Source organism: Pseudodonghicola xiamenensis DSM 18339 (assembly GCF_000429365.1).
Taxonomy (GTDB): domain Bacteria; phylum Pseudomonadota; class Alphaproteobacteria; order Rhodobacterales; family Rhodobacteraceae; genus Pseudodonghicola; species Pseudodonghicola xiamenensis.
In genome coordinates, this window is record NZ_KE386893.1 from 61,954 (window position 1) to 78,751 (window position 16,798).

The 16,798-nt window shown below is 66.1% G+C and carries 12 protein-coding genes and 1 riboswitch; of the genes, 6 read left to right on the forward strand and 6 right to left on the reverse strand.

The annotated features are described in order from the left end of the window. Positions 1 to 204: 204 nt before the first annotated feature. The gene (locus tag G455_RS0122485) at positions 205 to 1,647 is read right to left on the reverse strand and encodes a membrane protein (protein ID WP_028095642.1); all 1,443 of its coding nucleotides are present in this window, start codon (positions 1,645 to 1,647) and stop codon (positions 205 to 207) included. A gap of 229 nt (positions 1,648 to 1,876) precedes the next feature. On the opposite strand from G455_RS0122485, the gene G455_RS0122490 reads away from it, so the two are divergent. Then, a complete protein-coding gene (locus G455_RS0122490) occupies positions 1,877 to 2,635 on the forward strand; it encodes a WecB/TagA/CpsF family glycosyltransferase (protein WP_028095643.1) in 759 nt (252 codons plus the stop codon). Positions 2,636 to 2,762: 127 nt separating this feature from the next. Here the strand turns inward: G455_RS0122490 and G455_RS0122495 are convergent, their stop codons facing one another. Then, positions 2,763 to 3,728, reverse strand: coding sequence for a glycosyltransferase family 2 protein (locus G455_RS0122495; protein ID WP_028095644.1), 966 nt, complete (start codon positions 3,726 to 3,728; stop codon positions 2,763 to 2,765). A 125-nt stretch (positions 3,729 to 3,853) separates the two neighbouring features. Between G455_RS0122495 and G455_RS0122500 the strand changes: the two genes are divergently transcribed. After that, on the forward strand, positions 3,854 to 4,789 hold the full coding sequence (locus G455_RS0122500; protein ID WP_035367232.1) for a glucokinase: 936 nt from the start codon (positions 3,854 to 3,856) through the stop codon (positions 4,787 to 4,789). On the opposite strand, the gene G455_RS0122505 is transcribed toward G455_RS0122500, so the two are convergent. From G455_RS0122505 to G455_RS25320, 4 genes are all read right to left on the reverse strand, one after another. Next, positions 4,783 to 8,424 carry a translocation/assembly module TamB domain-containing protein gene (locus G455_RS0122505; protein ID WP_051312702.1) on the reverse strand — a complete coding sequence of 1,214 codons (3,642 nt, stop codon included), beginning with the start codon at positions 8,422 to 8,424 and terminating at the stop codon, positions 4,783 to 4,785. The genes G455_RS0122500 and G455_RS0122505 overlap by 7 nt on opposite strands. A gap of 44 nt (positions 8,425 to 8,468) precedes the next feature. Beyond that, the gene (locus tag G455_RS0122510) at positions 8,469 to 10,286 is read right to left on the reverse strand and encodes an autotransporter assembly complex protein TamA (protein WP_028095647.1); all 1,818 of its coding nucleotides are present in this window, start codon (positions 10,284 to 10,286) and stop codon (positions 8,469 to 8,471) included. Between the two features lie 234 nt (positions 10,287 to 10,520). Then, the gene (locus G455_RS0122515) at positions 10,521 to 11,507 is read right to left on the reverse strand and encodes a type I glyceraldehyde-3-phosphate dehydrogenase (RefSeq protein WP_028095648.1); all 987 of its coding nucleotides are present in this window, start codon (positions 11,505 to 11,507) and stop codon (positions 10,521 to 10,523) included. 95 nt (positions 11,508 to 11,602) lie between these two features. Then, positions 11,603 to 11,947 carry a hypothetical protein gene (locus G455_RS25320; protein ID WP_051312703.1) on the reverse strand — a complete coding sequence of 115 codons (345 nt, stop codon included), beginning with the start codon at positions 11,945 to 11,947 and terminating at the stop codon, positions 11,603 to 11,605. A gap of 135 nt (positions 11,948 to 12,082) precedes the next feature. Between G455_RS25320 and G455_RS0122525 the strand changes: the two genes are divergently transcribed. The 4 genes from G455_RS0122525 to gcvH all read left to right on the forward strand — a co-directional run bounded on the left by G455_RS0122525 (position 12,083) and on the right by gcvH (position 16,538). Continuing rightward, positions 12,083 to 13,096, forward strand: a complete 1,014-nt coding sequence (locus G455_RS0122525; RefSeq protein ID WP_154664476.1) for a hypothetical protein — start codon at positions 12,083 to 12,085, stop codon at positions 13,094 to 13,096. A 189-nt stretch (positions 13,097 to 13,285) separates the two neighbouring features. Further along, positions 13,286 to 14,662, forward strand: a complete 1,377-nt coding sequence (locus G455_RS0122530; protein WP_028095650.1) for an MATE family efflux transporter — start codon at positions 13,286 to 13,288, stop codon at positions 14,660 to 14,662. Positions 14,663 to 14,774: 112 nt separating this feature from the next. After that, a riboswitch (glycine riboswitch) is annotated at positions 14,775 to 14,862 on the forward strand. Positions 14,863 to 15,016: 154 nt separating this feature from the next. Next, positions 15,017 to 16,141, forward strand: coding sequence for a glycine cleavage system aminomethyltransferase GcvT (gcvT, locus tag G455_RS0122535; protein ID WP_028095651.1), 1,125 nt, complete (start codon positions 15,017 to 15,019; stop codon positions 16,139 to 16,141). Between the two features lie 37 nt (positions 16,142 to 16,178). Then, positions 16,179 to 16,538: a glycine cleavage system protein GcvH gene (gene gcvH / locus G455_RS0122540; RefSeq protein ID WP_028095652.1), complete on the forward strand. Its 360-nt coding sequence runs from the start codon at positions 16,179 to 16,181 to the stop codon at positions 16,536 to 16,538. Positions 16,539 to 16,798: the final 260 nt, after the last annotated feature.

Consider the following 16,798-nt stretch of genomic DNA (forward strand, 5'->3'; position numbering starts at 1 on the left):
CCAACAGTTAATCTTGTACGGATGTCCAGCACTTGCCCTTAACGCTTTGTTTTGCCGGTGGAAAACTTGCCGGCCAGAAAAGGCGCTCATGCAGAAATTCGCACAATAGCATTCATCGTCTGTTATTTTGTCCATCATGTGGACAATTTGTGGCTGTCGTCGCCTTAAATTCGGCTCTCTTCCCCCCGAAGATCCGGTGTGGGGTCAGAGCACCGTGCGCCGGCCCCTGGGGCGTCGCCGCCCGATTGCGGGCCCCCGGCCGAACAGGCCGGGCTTGCTGTCGCGCGGCTCCTGAGTGGTGGCAAGGCGTGGATTTTCCGCATGTCCCAACACGGCCCCGGCACAGAGCCAGGTCAGGGGGATCAGCGTGGCGTTGAGCAACATGTCCACCATGGTCACCGCCACGATCAAGGCCACAGGCGCGGCATAGATCGAAACAGCCTCGCCGCGGTTACGCCGCCACAGGAGGACCAGCGGCAGGGCGAGAAGCCCCATTTCGGCGATATATCCAAGCCAGCCGAAGGTGCCGAAGACGATGATCCAGCGCCCGTCGGGAACTGTCAGAACCTGGCCTGAGGCGGGATCGAGCAACAGGTTGCGGCCCCAGCCACCCCAGCCGAACAGTAGCTTGTAATGCGCTCGGCCCAACAGGATTTCTTCGTTGTGAATCCGGTATTGGAGCGAAGCGGCCCGTTCCTGGCTGATATCGGAGGCCCAGCTCAGGATTGAATCGAGCGGGATCAGCCCGGCATTGCGCAACATCGGATAAAGCACGGTGACCACTGCCAGCAGAAAGGCGATGCGAATTTGGACCTTGGGGCTGGTGAACAGCACCAGCGGCACGAAGCCGATCGCATAGAGCTGTGAGGCGAGGCTTTTGCACAGATACAGCACGCCGGCCAGGTAAAGGGTGGCCATGATCATCTTCATCTTGATCTTCGGGTCGGCATAGCGCGCCAGCGCGGCGGAAGACAGCAGCGCGCTGAACATGAAGAGCGCCAGCCAAAGCCCATGCGGCAGGAAGACAAGCGGACGAAAGCCCCCTTCGCGCATCATCTGTTCGAAGGAATGCTGGAAGAAGCCATAGACCCAGACGTTGATCTGCGGGCTCAGCCGGATTTCGATCAGCGACGGGATGGTATAGATCAGCCCGCCCACCATCGTCGCCAGCAGCAGTTCGCGCAGGCCCTTTTCGGTGCCCAGCAGGGCGCGGCCCAGCAGGAAGGGCAACAGCACGATCACCTGTCCCACCATCACCGAAAGGGTGTCATGCACCCGCAGCCCCTGCACGGTATAGCTGTCCCCCAATTCGTTGGAATAAGTCACCGGCTCGCCATTGGTCAGAACCGTGGGAATGGTGCCCAGCAGGAACATCAGCACCAGAAGCTTGCCGGCGGGGGTCTCCGGCAACAGCGGTACCTTGCGATGCAGCATTAGGACCACCAGCAGGAAGGCCATGACGCTGGGGATCGAATTCTTGTCCATCGGCGGGATCAGCGGCAGATCGAAATTCGCCACCGGCGGTAGCACCAGATAGCCGCCCAGGATACACCAGATCAGCGCGCGTTCCGGCGCCATCCGCTTCATCAGGACGATGCAGATCACCGGCCAGATCACGAGCATCAGCATGGCAAAGGCGTTGGGCATGGGGTGGCTGCTCGGGTCGTTGTCTGGTTTTGGCGCCTGTGCGCCGGCGCAGTCTAGCAACTCTGCCCGGCTCTGTCCTCCTCCGTTGTGCGGCATTGCATCTGAACGGGGCTGAGGTGGGCCGTGATACAACGGCGGGGCGGGAAATTTTCGCTCCCGGCTGTTCGCAGGGGCGATTCGGCCCTATGCCGGAGGGGCTTCCCCGTGTGGTTGGGAAAGGAGAGGGCCAGTGCAGTTTCGGTTTTCCGGTCAGACCATTTCGATCAACATGCCGACGCGCACCGCGCTGTTGGCGGAGCTGCGCCGCCGGTTCCGCGACGGCGAGGGATTCGCCCTGGCCACCGTCAATCTCGATCATCTGGCGAAGATGCGCGTTTCGCCCGATTTCGTGGCAGTCTATGCGGGGCAGGAGCTGGTGGTGGCCGATGGCTGGCCGATCGTGGCGCTGTCAAAGCTTGCCGATCGGCCGGTCGAACTGATGCCGGGCTCGGACCTGATCCTGCCGATCTGCCGGTTGGCGACAGAGGAGGCGATGCCGGTCGCCCTGGTTGGCAGTACCGAACTGGCGCTGACCGATGCGCAACAGTCGCTGCAAGCCCAGGTGCCGGGGCTGAACATCGCGCTGACCATCGCGCCTTCGGGTGTCTTCGATCCGATGGGCGAGGAAGCGGCGGAAATCTTGCGGCGGCTCGATCGCGAGGGGATCAGGCTGTGTTTCCTGGCGCTGGGTGCGCCGAAACAGGAAAGCCTGGCGGTGCGAGGGCGAAAACTGGCGCCGGCGGTTGGCTTCGCCTCGATCGGGGCGGGGCTGGATTTCCTCGGCGGGCATCAGGTGCGGGCGCCGCGCTGGATGCGCCGGGTCGGGCTGGAATGGCTGTGGCGGATGCTGAGCAGCCCGGCACGGATGGTGCCGCGCTATGCCCGCTGCTTCGCGGTGCTGCCGGGCCAGTCGCTGAAGGCGCTGCGGCTGCGCTGGTTCGGCAAGTAAGAACGCGCATCGGCTGGTGCTCCGGGCCATGGCTGCGGCCAGACGGTTCCCTCCACGGCCTGCCTGCCCTCCGGTAGTCGCAGTCCTCCGGGCGCTTGACGGATCCCGGGGGGAGTTCCCCGAGGCTTCACTTGTATTCCATGATCCCGCGCCGCTGGCCGCGCAACCGGCGCAGGTGGAATTCCAATGCGCCCTGCGCCTCGGCGAATTTGCCGAGGACGGTGAACAGGCCGGTTTCCCAGCGGGTCGGGCCCTGATCGCGCAGGGCCAGGCGCAAAACCTGGGCCGGATAGATCAGCGCTAGCAGCCCGGCCCAGGGGGTGATCAGCATCAGCAGCAGGATCGCCAGCGGCAGCCCGGCGCCCCACAGCAGGGCACGGCGGGTTTCCCGCACCCAGTGTCCTTCGGGACCGGCGCCGTGCAGATGCGCCCCTTCGGCAAAGGCATGGCCGGCCCGCCGGCTGCGCTGCCACCATTGGCCAAGCCGCAGGATTTGCGCGTCGTGCAGCGTCATCTCGGCATCCAGCCGCCAGATGCTCCAGCCGGCGCGGCGCAGCCGCAGGCACATCTCGGGCTCCTCCCCGGCGATCAGATCGTCGCGAAAACCGCCGACCTCGGCCAGCGCCTGCCGCCGCACCAGCGCATCGCCACCGCAGGCGGTGGCCTCGCCCACAGGTGTGTTCCACTCCCGGTCACAGAGCCGGTTGTAGACCGAAGCCTCAGGGTGGCGTTCGCGCCGCCGGCCACAGGCGATGGCGGCCTTGGGGTGATCCTCCAGAAATGCCTGGGCGGTGGCGATCCAGTCGGGGTCGATCTGGCAATCGCCGTCGACAAGCTGCACGAAGTCCGCACCGTCGCCGGCCAGTGCCGCGAGCCCCGCGTTGCGCGCCCGGGCGGCGGTAAAGGGCAGCGACATGTCCAGCGCTACCACCTCGGCCCCCAGCCTCTGGGCCGCCGCGATGCTGCCGTCGGTCGAGCCTGAATCGACATAGATCACCCGCCGCGCCGCGCCCTGCATCGAGCGAAGGCAGTCGATCAGCCGCTGGCCTTCGTTGCGGCCGATCACCACCGCATCCACGCGCCTGTCAGTCATTGGCCCACTCCCTGCCTGATGCGGCCCCAGCCTAACGGCTTTGACGGCCCCCGCAAGCGGCGCTTGCCCCTTGGCGCCGGTTGTCGATTGGGGCAGCCTGTGACCGGATCAGAAGGGGGCTGAGTATGACTGACAGCGATGTGGCTCTGTTGGCCGATATCGGCGGTACGAAAACCCGGATTGCCCTGGGGCGGGCGGGCGTCGTCGATCAGGTGCAGACCTGTCGCAACAGCGACTTTCCCGGACCCGAGGCCTTGATCGGGGCGTACCTGCGCATGATTGCCGCCCGGCCACGGCGGGCGCTGATCGCGGTGGCCGGACCGGTTGAAACGGGGGCCGAGGCGGCAGGGCGGGCACGTCTGACCAATCTGGACTGGGAGCTGGAGCCGGACCGGCTCAGGCGGAGTTGCGGGTTCGAATGCACCGGTCTTGTCAATGATCTGGAGGCGCTGGCCATGGCACTGCCCGATCTCGCGCCGGATCGGCTGATGACCCTGCGCGCGGGCAGCGGTGTTGGCAATGGCCAGGCGCTGGTGGCGAACTTCGGCACAGGATTCAACGTCGGGCTGCTGCGCCGGACGCCGTCGGGGCCGGTCGCCTTCGCGGCTGAGTTGGGTCATGGCGCGTTGCCCGCGCCGCTTGCGGGGGCGGTCGCCGAAGGGCGCGGGGAGGGAATCGCGACCTTGGAGGATCTTTTCGCCGGTGCCGGGCTCAGCCGATTGCATCGGAACCGAGGGCAGGGCGCTCTGTCGCCCGAAGCGATCTGCGCCGCGGCGGCCGCGGGCGAGGCGGCGGCCTGCGGAACGCTCGACCGGATGGCCCATCTGATCGGGCTTTTGCTGCGCGAACTGGTGTTCGCCTATCTGCCCCAGGGCGGGCTTTATCTGGCTGGCGGCATGGTGCGGGCGGTGCTGACCCGGACGCAGGCGCGGGCCGCCATGCTCGCTGGTTTCGCGGTGCCGACCCTGGCCGAGGCCATGCCGCTTTGCCTGATCATGGATGACAGTGCCACGTTGACCGGTCTGGCGCGGCTGGCCGCCGCGCCGTCCTTCGATCAATAGTCGCGTTCGTAGAATAGACCGACACCGGTATTGCCCAGATTGTCCATGCTGCCCTTGACCGTCAGCGATTTGGTCAGGTCGAAGTTCAGGTTCACCTCGGTCTCGCCTTTGGTGTTGATGGTGAAATCGGTATAGATGTTGTCCGACAGATAGGCGCCGGCGCCGACCTGACCGGCGCCGTCGGCATCCATGCCGATGTCGAGCGCGCTGACGCCGGTGGCATTGCGCAGATCGTCGGTCACCCCGCCAGAGCGGCCAAGCGTGGCCAGGGAGGCTGCCATCTTGGCAATCATGAAGGGCGAGAGATCCGAAATCCGGCTGCCGAAAACCAGCATTGCCAGCGCTTCTTCGGCCGGGCGGTCCGGGTCCGAGAAGACGCTGATCTTCGGTCCGTCAATGGGGCCCGCGATCTGGATGGTGGCTTTGCCGTCTTCTGTGGTGGTGGAGGATTCGAACTCGACATAGGGCTGCAGGTCGCCTTGCAGCGAGACGATCCCCTTGGTCAGCTTCAATCGCCGGCCAAGCAGGTCGAGCGTGCCGCGGATCAGGGAAATCTGGCCGGTGGGTTCGACCGCGGCGGTGGTGCCGCGGATTTGCATGGCGCCGCCCAGTTCCGCCTGCAGGCCAAAGCCGCGGGCGAAAACCTTGTTGGGGGCCAGCAGTGCAATATCCAGCCCGATCGCCGGGCCACTGCTTCCGCTGCTTTCGGTCTGGATCAGCCCGGCACGATCACGGGTGGCGCGACCGGCGGCAGATTCATCGATATGCACGATGCCTTCAGGGATCGCGGCGGCGGCGGCACTGCCCGAGACCGCGTTCAAGTTGATGTTGGTTTCGCCGAACTGGACGCGGCCCGACAGCTGCGGTCCCGCGGTGAGCGCACCGGCCAGCACCAACTGGCCGTTGGCCGAAGAGGTGATGCTCTTGTTGTCGGTGAGGATCAGGTTCAGCAGGTCGACGGTGATGCGCCCGTCAAACGGCGGTTCCAGCGCCACTGGCCCGTTGACGCGGATGGTGCCGCCGGCGCCCAGATTTGTGCTGATCGCCACATTGGCGCGGGAATTGGCCAAGGTGACGGTGCCGGCGATATTATCCAGGGTCTGGGCGGCCGAGGGGATTGCCATCCTCCCGCCCGAGGTGGTGATGGTGCCGCTCAGCGCGGCGAGCGAGGGGGCGCCGCGCAGCTTCATGTCGAAATTGGCAGCACCGCTGATCGAATTGGGCCTGAGGAAGGGGTTCGCCCCTTCAAGCCGCAGCCGGCCGGTGGCGTCCATATTGGCGGTGCCCTGCGCCTCGTCATAGGTGCCGCTGACACGGGTGGTGATGTCCGACGGTCCGGCGGCATTGGCGTCGAGGGTCCAGAGGCCGTTCTTGCGTTGGGCGGTTCCCTTGGCGGCCAGCCGGCCCGTAAGTTCGGGCATGAAGCGTTCCAGCCGGTCGAGTGTTGCATCGAAGGTCAGATCGGCGTCGCCTGCGGGATCGAAACTGCCGCTGAGCTTGGCCTGCGAGCTATCTGGCCCATTCAGCGCCACGTCGCCGTGCCAAATGCCGCCCTTGCTCTGGGCACGGCCCTTGGCGGTGAGCTGGCCGGACAGCTGCGGGACGAAACGTTCCAGCCGGTCGAGCGCGGCGTTGAAGGTCAGATCGGCCTCTCCGGTCGGGTCGAAACTGCCGTTGAGATCGGCGAAGGTCTTGTTCGGCCCCTTCAGATTGACGTCGCCGGACCAGGTCGTGCCGGTCTGTTTCAGATTGCCCTTCAGCGTCAGTGGCCCCTTCACCTGTGGCATGACTCGCGCCAGATCGTCCAGCGCGGCGGTGAAGCGCAGCGCGCTGTCGGCGGTCTTGGCGGTGCCCGAGGCCGAGGCCGACAGCGCCTGACCCTTGAGGTCGAAATTGCGGATGGTCAGCCCGTCCAGGCCGCGTGCGGCCGAAAGCTGCAGCGTGGTGGCGCCGGCGATCAGAGGATCGACCTGGTCGATACCGGCGGCCAGATCCTGTGCCTGCATGTCCAGGGTGAAGTCGAAGGTGCCATCGAGCGGCGCGCCCTTGCCGGTGAAATCGGCGGTGACCGATCCGCCCAGATCCTGCCCCGCCAGCCCTGAAAAGCGCGACAGATCGGCCGCGCCCAGATGCAGTTTGGTATCGACCTCAAGCCCGCTCTCGGGGATCGCGACCCTGCCGTCGAGCGTCGCGGTATAATCCGATCCCGTCAGCTTGAAGCCGTTGAATTCGAAGGCGCCGCCGGCGTCGCGGGCGATTGCGCCTTTCAGCGTGATTTCATCCCCGATGGCGCGCTGTTGGGCGGCGTCGGCCAGGCTGAGCCCGGAGAGGGCAGCCTCGATATCGCCTTCGATGGCGAAGCCCTGGCTTTGATCCAGGGTTCCGTTCCCGACCAGAGCGGCGCGATGCAGCGACATCTCGGGGCGGGTCAGGGTCTCGGCGGCCAGCACCAGATCCCAATCGTTGCCGGTGCTGGCGTCGAAACTGAGATCGAAGCGCGCCGCCCCGAGGGTGGTGCGGTCGCCACTGATCGGCAACACGACCTCCTGACCCGAGGGCGGGGTGATGCCGCCCTGGAATTTCAGTCGCTCGATCTGGCCGGAGGCCGCCAGCGCCATGTCGCCGGTCAAGGCCAGCGCGGCGGAATGCAGATCCAGCGCGGTGATATCAAGCTGGCCATCGGGGTGGCTTTCTCCGCGCAGCATCAGCGCGGTGTCGGTGCCGAAAAAACTGCGATAATCGGCAGGCAGCATCGGGCTGACATCGCCGGCCAGATCGGCGGAAAAGCCGATCGGCACCGGGGCGGTGGGATCGGCATCGACTGGGGTTTCAAGCCCCTTCAGCCGCACCTGGCCCCCCAGCCGTTCGGTATCATCGGTGACCAGCGCGATATCGGCGGTGAAGTCGCTGACCGGCCCATCGCCCTTGGCGGTCAGCAGCAGCGGCGGCCGGTCGGGCATGTTCAGCAGGGTCGAGACCAGCCCGCCCTGATCTTCGATCAGTTTCAGATCGAGCCCGATTTGACGGGTGTCATTGGCGAAAGAGGCCTTGAGCCCGATCTGGTCGCCGGGCCGGTCCAGCCGGGTCACCCCCAGGTCGGTGTCCAGCGCCCCATCGGCCAGGCTCAGCGATCCGTCCACCTTCAGCTCGGCTGCCATGCCCATCAGATCGGCCCCGAGATCTAGCTTCTGAACCCCGATCTTGGCCAGTTCGATCGAGACCGGCAGATCGGGCAGCGAGAACGGGGTCGCCTCCGGGCTGGGCAGATCGACGGCGCTGGGGCTGGGAATGGGTTTTCGGGCGATGATGATTTCGTCGGCGGTCAGCGCGTTGACCGAGAAGCGGCCGCGCACCAGCGCCAGCCGGTTCCAGTCCAGAACGGCGTTGTGGATGGTCAGCCAGACGCCATCGTCGTCCGAGACCTTGAGTTCCTTGATGGTCGCGCGGGAGCTGAGGGCACCATCGAGCCCGACGACGGTGATCTTGCGGTTGTCGCCGGACAACGAGTTTTCCAGGAAACGCACCAGCATCCCGCCGGATTCGCTGGCATCCTTGGGCGCGCTTTTGGCCGGGGCGAGCCCCGGGGCTGAAACCGTGAGGGTCACGCAGGTGACCAGAACCAGATACCGTTTCACGCTCAATGCTCTTGTCCCGTTGCCGTTGACTGTCGGATCGCCCGTCAAAATGCCTGCCCGATACCGATATAGAATTGCAGCCCGTCACCGGTGCCGCCATTGACCGGCAGTGCCAGATCCAGCCGGATCGGTCCGAACCCTCCCAGATCATAGCGCACACCGACACCGGCGCCCGAATGGCTGGGCGAATTGCTGCCGATGAAGGCGTCGGCATCGACCGCCCCGTAATCGAAGAAGCCCACAGCCGAGATCTTATCGGTGATCATCCCGCGCAGTTCGACCGAGGCGCCGACGAAGGAACGACCGCCGGCCATCAGCCCCGAGGGAAGTTCGATGCCGAGGGAATCATAGGGTTGGCCGCGCACGGTCCCGGCGCCGCCCGAAAAGAACAGAAGATCGGGCGAGACCTTGTCCTGCGCCGGTCCGATCACCGATCCGACCTGCAACCGACCGGCCAGGGTGATCCGCCCCGTGCTGCCGAAGCTGCGATAGGCGCGACCGTCGACCTTTAGCCGCAGACCGGATTCGCTGCCCGAGAAACCGGCGAAGGCCATGGTTTCGAGATTGAGGTATTCGCCGCCCCTGGCATTGACCGGATTATCGCGCCGGTCCCACTCCAGCTTGACCGGCAGTGCCAGATATTGGAAGTCGCGACCGCTGCCGAAGGCATCGTCGGCGGTGGACGAATTCGCCGTCACCGAGATCTCCCCGTAAAGCCTGGGGGAGAAGACGCGCCGCATCCCGATCCCGAAATCGACCATGTTGACCGAATAGTGCGTGCGATCCAGCCGTTCGAGATCGAAGGTATAGAAAATGCTGTCATCTGGGCCCAGCCGGTCGGGCCGGTCCAGCCGAATGCCGATCCGGCCATCAATATCCTCGGTGCCGCCGATATTGCGGATTGCGGTCTCGATCCGCAGCCGCTCGGCGCCATGAAACAGGTTGCGGTGGGTCCAGGCCGCGCTCAGGTCCATCCCCGCGCGGGAGGACAGTTCGGCACCAAGGGAGATGCGGCGCTTGGGCTGATCTTCCAGCGTTGCGACGATGTCGAGCGTGCCGTCGGGGTTGGCCTTGTCGGCCTCTTTCAGTGCGACGGTCTCGAAGGTGCCGGTCCGTCTGAGCCGGCTGCTGACCTTTTGCAGGGTTGCCGGGCTGTAGGTGTCCCCCTGGGGCAGGCCGGCGATGCGCTGCACCGAGGTTTCCTTGACCGTCGAGGTGCCGGTGACGATCAGCTTGCCGAAGCGGAGCTGTTGACCGGGCGCCAGCCTGACCTCTGCATCCAGCCGGTTGGCCAGGTGGTTGGCGACGATCCTTTGGCTGCCGACCTTGGTCTTGGCATATCCGGCATCGCGCCAGCCCTGGACCCCGACGGCGGCGGCTTCGCTGATCGCGCCGGTGGTGGCGACCTGCCCGGTGGCGAACCCCTCCGGCAACTTGGTGCCGGGCGCCAGCGGTGTAACCTCTGCCTGACCGAAGTGGAACAGATCGCCGGGATCGACGTCGATGGCGATTTTCTTGATCTCGCGCGGCAGCCGCAGCGGGTCGAGATAGGCGGCTTCCTGACCGTCGAGCCGGATGTGGATCACCGGGCTGAAATACCCCTGATCATAAAGCACCTGCACCAGCGTGCTGTAATCGGCCTGGGCGGCCGCGACCAGTTCCTGAACCGAGATGGTCTTGCGCTCCTTGGCGGCGATCACCGCCGAGGAATCGCTCAGCATGGTCTGAAGGTCTTTCGACGCCTTGGGGGCATTCAGCGCGGTGTCAAAGGCCAACGCAGCCTGGGGAAGGCTGAGCGAGGCAACAACAAGGGCCGTTCGAAGACCGCGCAGAACGGCATCTTTGCGATGGTTTCCGGTCATGGCTGATGCTCCCGCTCCGAGATGCGGCAGGTATTCGGTGGCACACTCGTCCGTGCTCGACGCTAACCCTTGCCCCTGACCTTGCTTAACATGCGAAATCTGGAGGAGGAAACCGAATTTGCGGGGAAATCCGCCGTCGTTTCAGCCGGAATTTAGGGGTTGGCGCATTTCGCCTGAGACGACGTGCGATTGTGCCTGTGAATGTGGCGTCGCCCTGAGGCTGTGCGCGCTAGTTCAGTCCCGGGCCATCAGCTCGGCGACATCCAGCATGCGCGCCGAAAAGCCCCATTCGTTGTCATACCAGCCGAAGACGCGGGCCTGACGGGGGCCGGTCATCCGGGTTTCGGGCAGCGCGATGACCAGCGATTCCGGTCGTGCCCGCAAGTCGGAAGAGACCAGCGGCTGGTCGATCCAGCCCAGCACCGGGCTGGTCTCAGTCGCCGATTTCAGCGCGGCATTCAGGCCGTCCTCGGTCATGTCGCGGCCCAGTTGCACCACCAGGTCGACAGCCGAGACGCTGGCCGTCGGCACCCGCACGGCGGCGCCGCTGACCCGGCCGGCAAGCTCGGGCAGGACCACGTCGATCAGCTTCATCGCGCTGGTCGTCGTCGGCACCATCGACAGGGCGCCGGCGCGGCTGCGGGCCAGATCGCCACGCGGGGCATCCACCATGGGCTGGCTGCTGGTATAGCAGTGGATTGTGGTCATATGGCCGCGCTCGACCCCGGCGATCTGGTCGATCACCTTGAGAAGCGGTGCCAGGGCGTTGGTGGTGCAGGAGGCGTTCGACACCATCTGCGCATCGTCCAGCGTGTCCTCGTTGGCGCCCAGAACGATGGTCTTCTCGGCCGCCGGCGAGGGGCCGGAGATCAGAACCTTGCGCGCGCCTGCCTCGATCCCGCGATGGGCGAGGTCCGTGGTCCGTGCAATGCCGGTGCAATCGAGCAGCACGTCGACACCGGCCAGATCGACGGCACGGATATCCATCTCGCGCGATAGCGGAATGCGCCGCCCGCCGGCTTCCAGGCAGCCGTCCGAATAGGCGACCGGGCCGGGGAAGGGGCCGAAGGTGCTGTCGTACTGGAACAGATAGGCGCACGTTTCGGGCGGCGCGATATCGTTGATCTGCGCCACCTCGACCCCGGCATAGCGGGGCAATGTCAGGATCTGGCGCAGAATGCTGCGGCCGATCCGTCCGAATCCGTTGATCGCCACTTTCATGGCGCAGCTATGGCAGGAAGGCTGACCGACCTCAATCCCGCATCGCTGCCCGTCGGGCGGTTCCCGCAGAGGGGCCCGGCAGGGCGGCTCTCTCTCTATTCTGTCAGGGGGCAATCCAATTCGCTCAGGACATCGCCGGTGATGGTCTGATACATGCTGGAATAGATCGCCTTGCAGCCGGTGGCAGCATGAAACGCCTGCATCGCCTGCGCTGTACGCAACCGTGCCGGCTGGCCAAAGGGATCGAGGTTGTTCCAATCACGCGTCGCCCGCCAAAAGCCCGGTTTGTTGGCATCTGGGGCCACGGTCCAGTTGCGGCCCCAGACGGTGACCACCTGCGCCTCTGGCGTAGTGGTGAAGAGCGGCCCGGCAGAAAGTTGCGGTGCCGAGAGCAAGGGAAGGGCGAGGGCCAGAGCGGCGCAGAGCGCTGGGGCTTTCATGGATGTCTCCCGGAAATGAGTGCAGTTGCCTTATTCTCAGCAGAGAAAGAGGCAGGTGTGAAGCCCCCGGTTGCATCGGCTTCATTGACGGATCGTCGCGCCGGCGTAGTCTGGCGGCAAATGGATGAGGGCAGGATGATCGCAACGGCAAAGGTATGGGCGATGGCCCGCACGGTGGTGCCGGTGCTGGCGTTGGCATGGGCATTTCTATTTGCTCTATTTGCGGGGGGCCAGCCTGCGGTGGCGCAGGACTGGGCAATGTCGCAGTTCGATGATGGATCTTATTTCAGTGCCACCCTGGCGCCGATCGACGGGCCCGGGCCGGCGTTGGTCTGCGGTGAACGCTCCCCACAGATGGTCTCGCCGCGGATTACCGGGAACTCCATGCCCGATATCACCCCGGCGGCGGCGTTTCGCCTCTATCTCAGCGATCGGGTGGTGGGCGCTCCGGAGCCGCAGCGTCAGACGCGCGACGATGTGATGATCGTCGCCGGCGGGGCGGGCTACCGGTTGCGCGGTCTCAGGTGGAACGATGCGTTTTCGACCTGGCAGATCGACCTGCCGGCAACCGACCCGTCTTTGCGCGCGATCGCCGCGACCCCGGGCTTCGAGATCCGTCAGGATGGTGGCGGCGGGCGGTATTCCTCACTGGGGTTCACGAAGGGGCTGGCGCAGCTCAGTGCCTATTGTCAGGGCATGTTCGCCGCCATCGGCAAACCCTGGCCGGTGAACGCAGCCACCGGTCTCGCCGGGCAGAGCATGCGGCAACTGGCCGAAGCCGGAATTCGGGCCGGCTGCGGCGGTGCGGCGCGCTGGACGCCCGAGGCCATCCTGCCGGCGCAGGTCGATGGCGACGGGATCGAGGATATCGTCGTCGACTGGCGCGCGGTGACCTGTGCAACCGGCATCCCGCACCCGAATTGCGGCGCCGCCAACTGCCTGGTCGAGGTCTATGTCAGCGCGCTCTATCCCCGCGTCGGTGCCCCGGAAAGTATCCTGGCGCCGGGAGTGCGACTGCAACCGCTGGACAATGGCAATGATGCGGTCGCCTTCGCCGGATCGTTGGGCGGCTGCGCCCAGGCCATCGGGCGCGGCGCATGCGAATTTCTCAGCTATTGGAACGGCGCTGCCCTGGTTCCCCTGCGCTGAGACTTGACCTGAACGCGCGCCCCGGCTATCCGCCTCGGCCATGGGCCGCAGACGCCCGCCACCCGCTGGCCTCTGGCCTTGGTGAAGCTCTGCCATCGTCGTGCTTTTCGATCCTTTCCCGCATATCGCGCGGAGGATAATGCGGGTTCCCCTCCTTTACAGGCGATATGCGCAGACAGGAGGCGGGGCATGATGGACAGACCCCTTGAAAACAAATTCCTGACCGGGTCGCTGCTGGCGGCCTATGCGCGCACGGCCGTGCCGATCATCACCGTGATGGGGATGAGCGGGCTTTTGACGGTGACGGATGCGCTGTTTCTGGGCCGCTTTGCCGGGCCGGAGGCGTTGGCGGCGGTGACGCTGCTGTTCCCGGTCTACATGATCTTCGTGGCGCTGGCGACGCTGGTGGCCAGCGGCATGTCGAGCCTGCTGGCCCGCAGGCTCGGCGCCCGCGACATCGGCGGCGCGCGGGCGGTCTTCGCCGGGGCGCATGGGCTGGCCCTGGCCGTCACGCTTGTGCTGGTGGCGCTGGTGCTGGCGCTAGGCGGGCCGCTCACGCGGCTGTTTGCCGGCGCCGGTGGCGATATCGCGGAGCAGGCGCTGGTCTATCTGCGCATCGTCGGCTTCGCCGCGCCGGTGATGTTCCTGCTCTCGGTCGAGACCGACGCGCTGAGGAACGAGGGGCGGGCACCGCTGATGGCGGGGCTGAGCCTGCTGGTCTCGCTCCTCAACATCGGGCTCGACGCGCTTTTCGTCGCCGGCATGGGGCTCGGGGTGGCAGGATCGGCCTGGGGCACGGTGCTGGCGCAGGGGGCGGCCTTGGGGCTGCTGGCGATCTTCCGGCTGCGCGCGGCGACGCCCTTGCCGCTCAAGGCGCTGGCCGAAGGCGGTCTTTGTCGCGGCTGGGGTGCAATCCTGGCGCTTGGTGCGCCGCAGAGCCTGAATTTTCTGGGTATCTCGCTGGTCTCGGCCGCCATTGTCGCCTCGGTGGGGCGGACCGGCGGGGCGGATTACGCGGATACGCTGTCGGCCTATGGCATTGTCACCCGGATGATGACCTTCACGGTTCTGCCGCTGGTGGGGCTGGTGCAGGCGATGCAGACGATCACCGGGACTAACTTCGGTGCCGGCGATCACCGCCGCACCGACGCCAGCCTGCGTCTGGCGCTGGTTCTGGCGCTGATCTACGGCATCACGGTGCAGGCGGGGCTGAGCCTCGGGGCCACTGGGCTGGGCCGGCTCTTTGTCAGTGACGCGGCTGTGGTGGCCGAGGTCGGGCAGATCCTGCCGGTGATGGTGGCGCTGTTCCTGCTGACCGGGCCGCTGATGATTCTGGGTGGCTATTTTCAGGCGGTGGGGGATGTGCCCCGGGCGGCGGTCTTGGGGCTGGCGAAACCCTACCTCTTCTCGCTGCCGCTGGTCTTCGCCTTCTCGGGCCTCTGGGGCGTGCGTGGCATCTGGTGGGCCTCGCCTGCGGCAGAGGCGGGGTTGCTGGCGCTGACCCTTGTGGTCCTGGCCTGCGCCGCCCGTCGCCGCCCGGCGCGCTGGGGGGTGTTTCTGGCCTGACCGTGCAGGCGTGCCAAGGAAAGGGCCGGTCACGTGCCGGCCCTTTCGCGAATGGTGCAGAACCGACGCTTTTGGCCTCTTGTGCGGCATTTCTTTCGCCGCTAATGTCGCGGTCGAGCATGTGGGAGAACCGGGGTCGCCCCGGTGCCGAAGGAGCAACCGCCCCGGAAACTCTCAGGCCAAAGGACCGTATGCTCGACTGGAACTCTGGAGAGAGGCGCGTTTCGCGTCCGCCGAAGGGATAACGATCTCAGGCGAAAGGACAGAGGGGGCATCGCATGGCGGGCAACGATCCGCCGTATATGGGATGCCGGAGGATTCGTCAGAACACCCGGTTACAACAGGGACGGGCCGATGACGGAATTGCTGCGCACGCCGCTTTTCGATCTGCATTTGGAACTCGGGGGCAAGATGGTCCCCTTCGCCGACTATGAGATGCCGGTACAATACCCCGCCGGCATCATGGCCGAGCATAATCACACCCGTGCGAAGGCCGGGCTGTTCGATGTCAGCCACATGGGGCAGGTGATCCTGCGCGGCGCTGATGTGGCCGCTGTGGCCGCGGCGCTCGAGACGCTGATCCCGATGGATGTGCTGGACCTGCCCGAGGGGCGGCAGCGCTATGGGCTGTTCCTGAACGATGCGGGCGGCATTCTCGACGATCTGATGTTCGCCAATCGCGGCGATCACCTGTTCCTGGTGGTCAACGCCGCCTGCAAGGCGCAGGACGTGGCGCATCTGAAGGCGGCGCTGGAGCCCGCCGTGACGGTGGAAGAGATCACCGACCGCGCGCTGATGGCGCTGCAGGGGCCGATGGCCGAGGCGGTCCTGACCGAATTCGCCCCCGAGGTCGCGCAGATGCGCTTCATGGATGTGCGCACGCTCGATCTCGACGGGGTGGAGGCCTGGGTGTCGCGCTCGGGCTATACCGGTGAGGACGGCTTCGAGATCTCGGTGCCGGCGGATCGGGCCGAAGAACTGGCGCGCCGGCTGCTGGCGCATGATGCGGTGGCCCCGATCGGGCTTGGTGCGCGGGATTCGCTGCGGCTGGAGGCCGGGCTTTGCCTTTATGGCCACGATATCGACCAGGGCACCCTGCCGGGCGAGGCCGGGTTGGGCTGGGCGATCCAGAAGGTGCGCCGCAGCGGCGGCGCGCGGCAGGGCGGGTTCCCCGGTGCCGATGCGGTGCTGGCGCAGCTTGCCGATGGTCCTGCCCGCAAGCGCGTGGGGCTGCGTCCCGAGGGACGTGCGCCGATGCGCGAGGGGGTGGAGATCTTTGCCGAGGCCGAGGGCGGCGCGCCGGTGGGTCGGGTGACCTCGGGCGGCTTTGGCCCCAGCGTCGGGGCGCCGGTCGCCATGGGCTATGTCCCCGCCGATCTGGCCGCCGCCGGCACGCCCCTGTTCGGCGAGGTGCGCGGCAAGCGGCTGCCCCTGACGGTGGCGCCGCTGCCCTTCGTTCCTGCCAATTTCAAACGCTGACCCATCTGTCATCCCGACTCTGAGAGGAAAGAGCCCGATGAAATACACCGAAGAACACGAATGGCTGCTGGCCGAAGGCGATCTGATCGTCGTGGGCATCACCGCACATGCTGCCGAGCAGCTTGGCGATGTGGTTTTCGTCGAACTGCCCGAGCCTGGCACCGAAGTGTCGAAGGAAGACGAGGTGGTGGTGATCGAGAGCGTCAAGGCCGCCTCGGACATCCTGGCGCCGCTCGATGGCGAGATCGTCGAGGTCAACGAGGCGATCGTTGAGAACCCGGCGCTGGTCAACGAGGACCCTGAGGGCGAGGCCTGGTTCTTCAAGATCAAGCCTACCGATCCGTCGCAAATGCACGGCTATATGGATGCGGCCGCCTACAAGGATTTCGTGGGGTGAGCGGCGCCCGGAAAACAGTCCGGTGGACTGTTTTCAGCCGCGAACGGGCAGAGCCCCGGGAAGGCGCCCGGAAAACAGTCCGGTGGACTGTTTTCAGCCGCGAACGGGCAGAGCCCCGGGAAGGCGCAGGGACAAACAGTTCGGTGGCCGTTCGCCGGGAACCGTCGGCGGCCCTGGGGGTGGTGCCGGGAAACGGCAAGTCACTTTGGCCGAGGCCATCCTGAGGGCATGCCTGGGGTGAGGTGCCCCCCTCGCGTCGG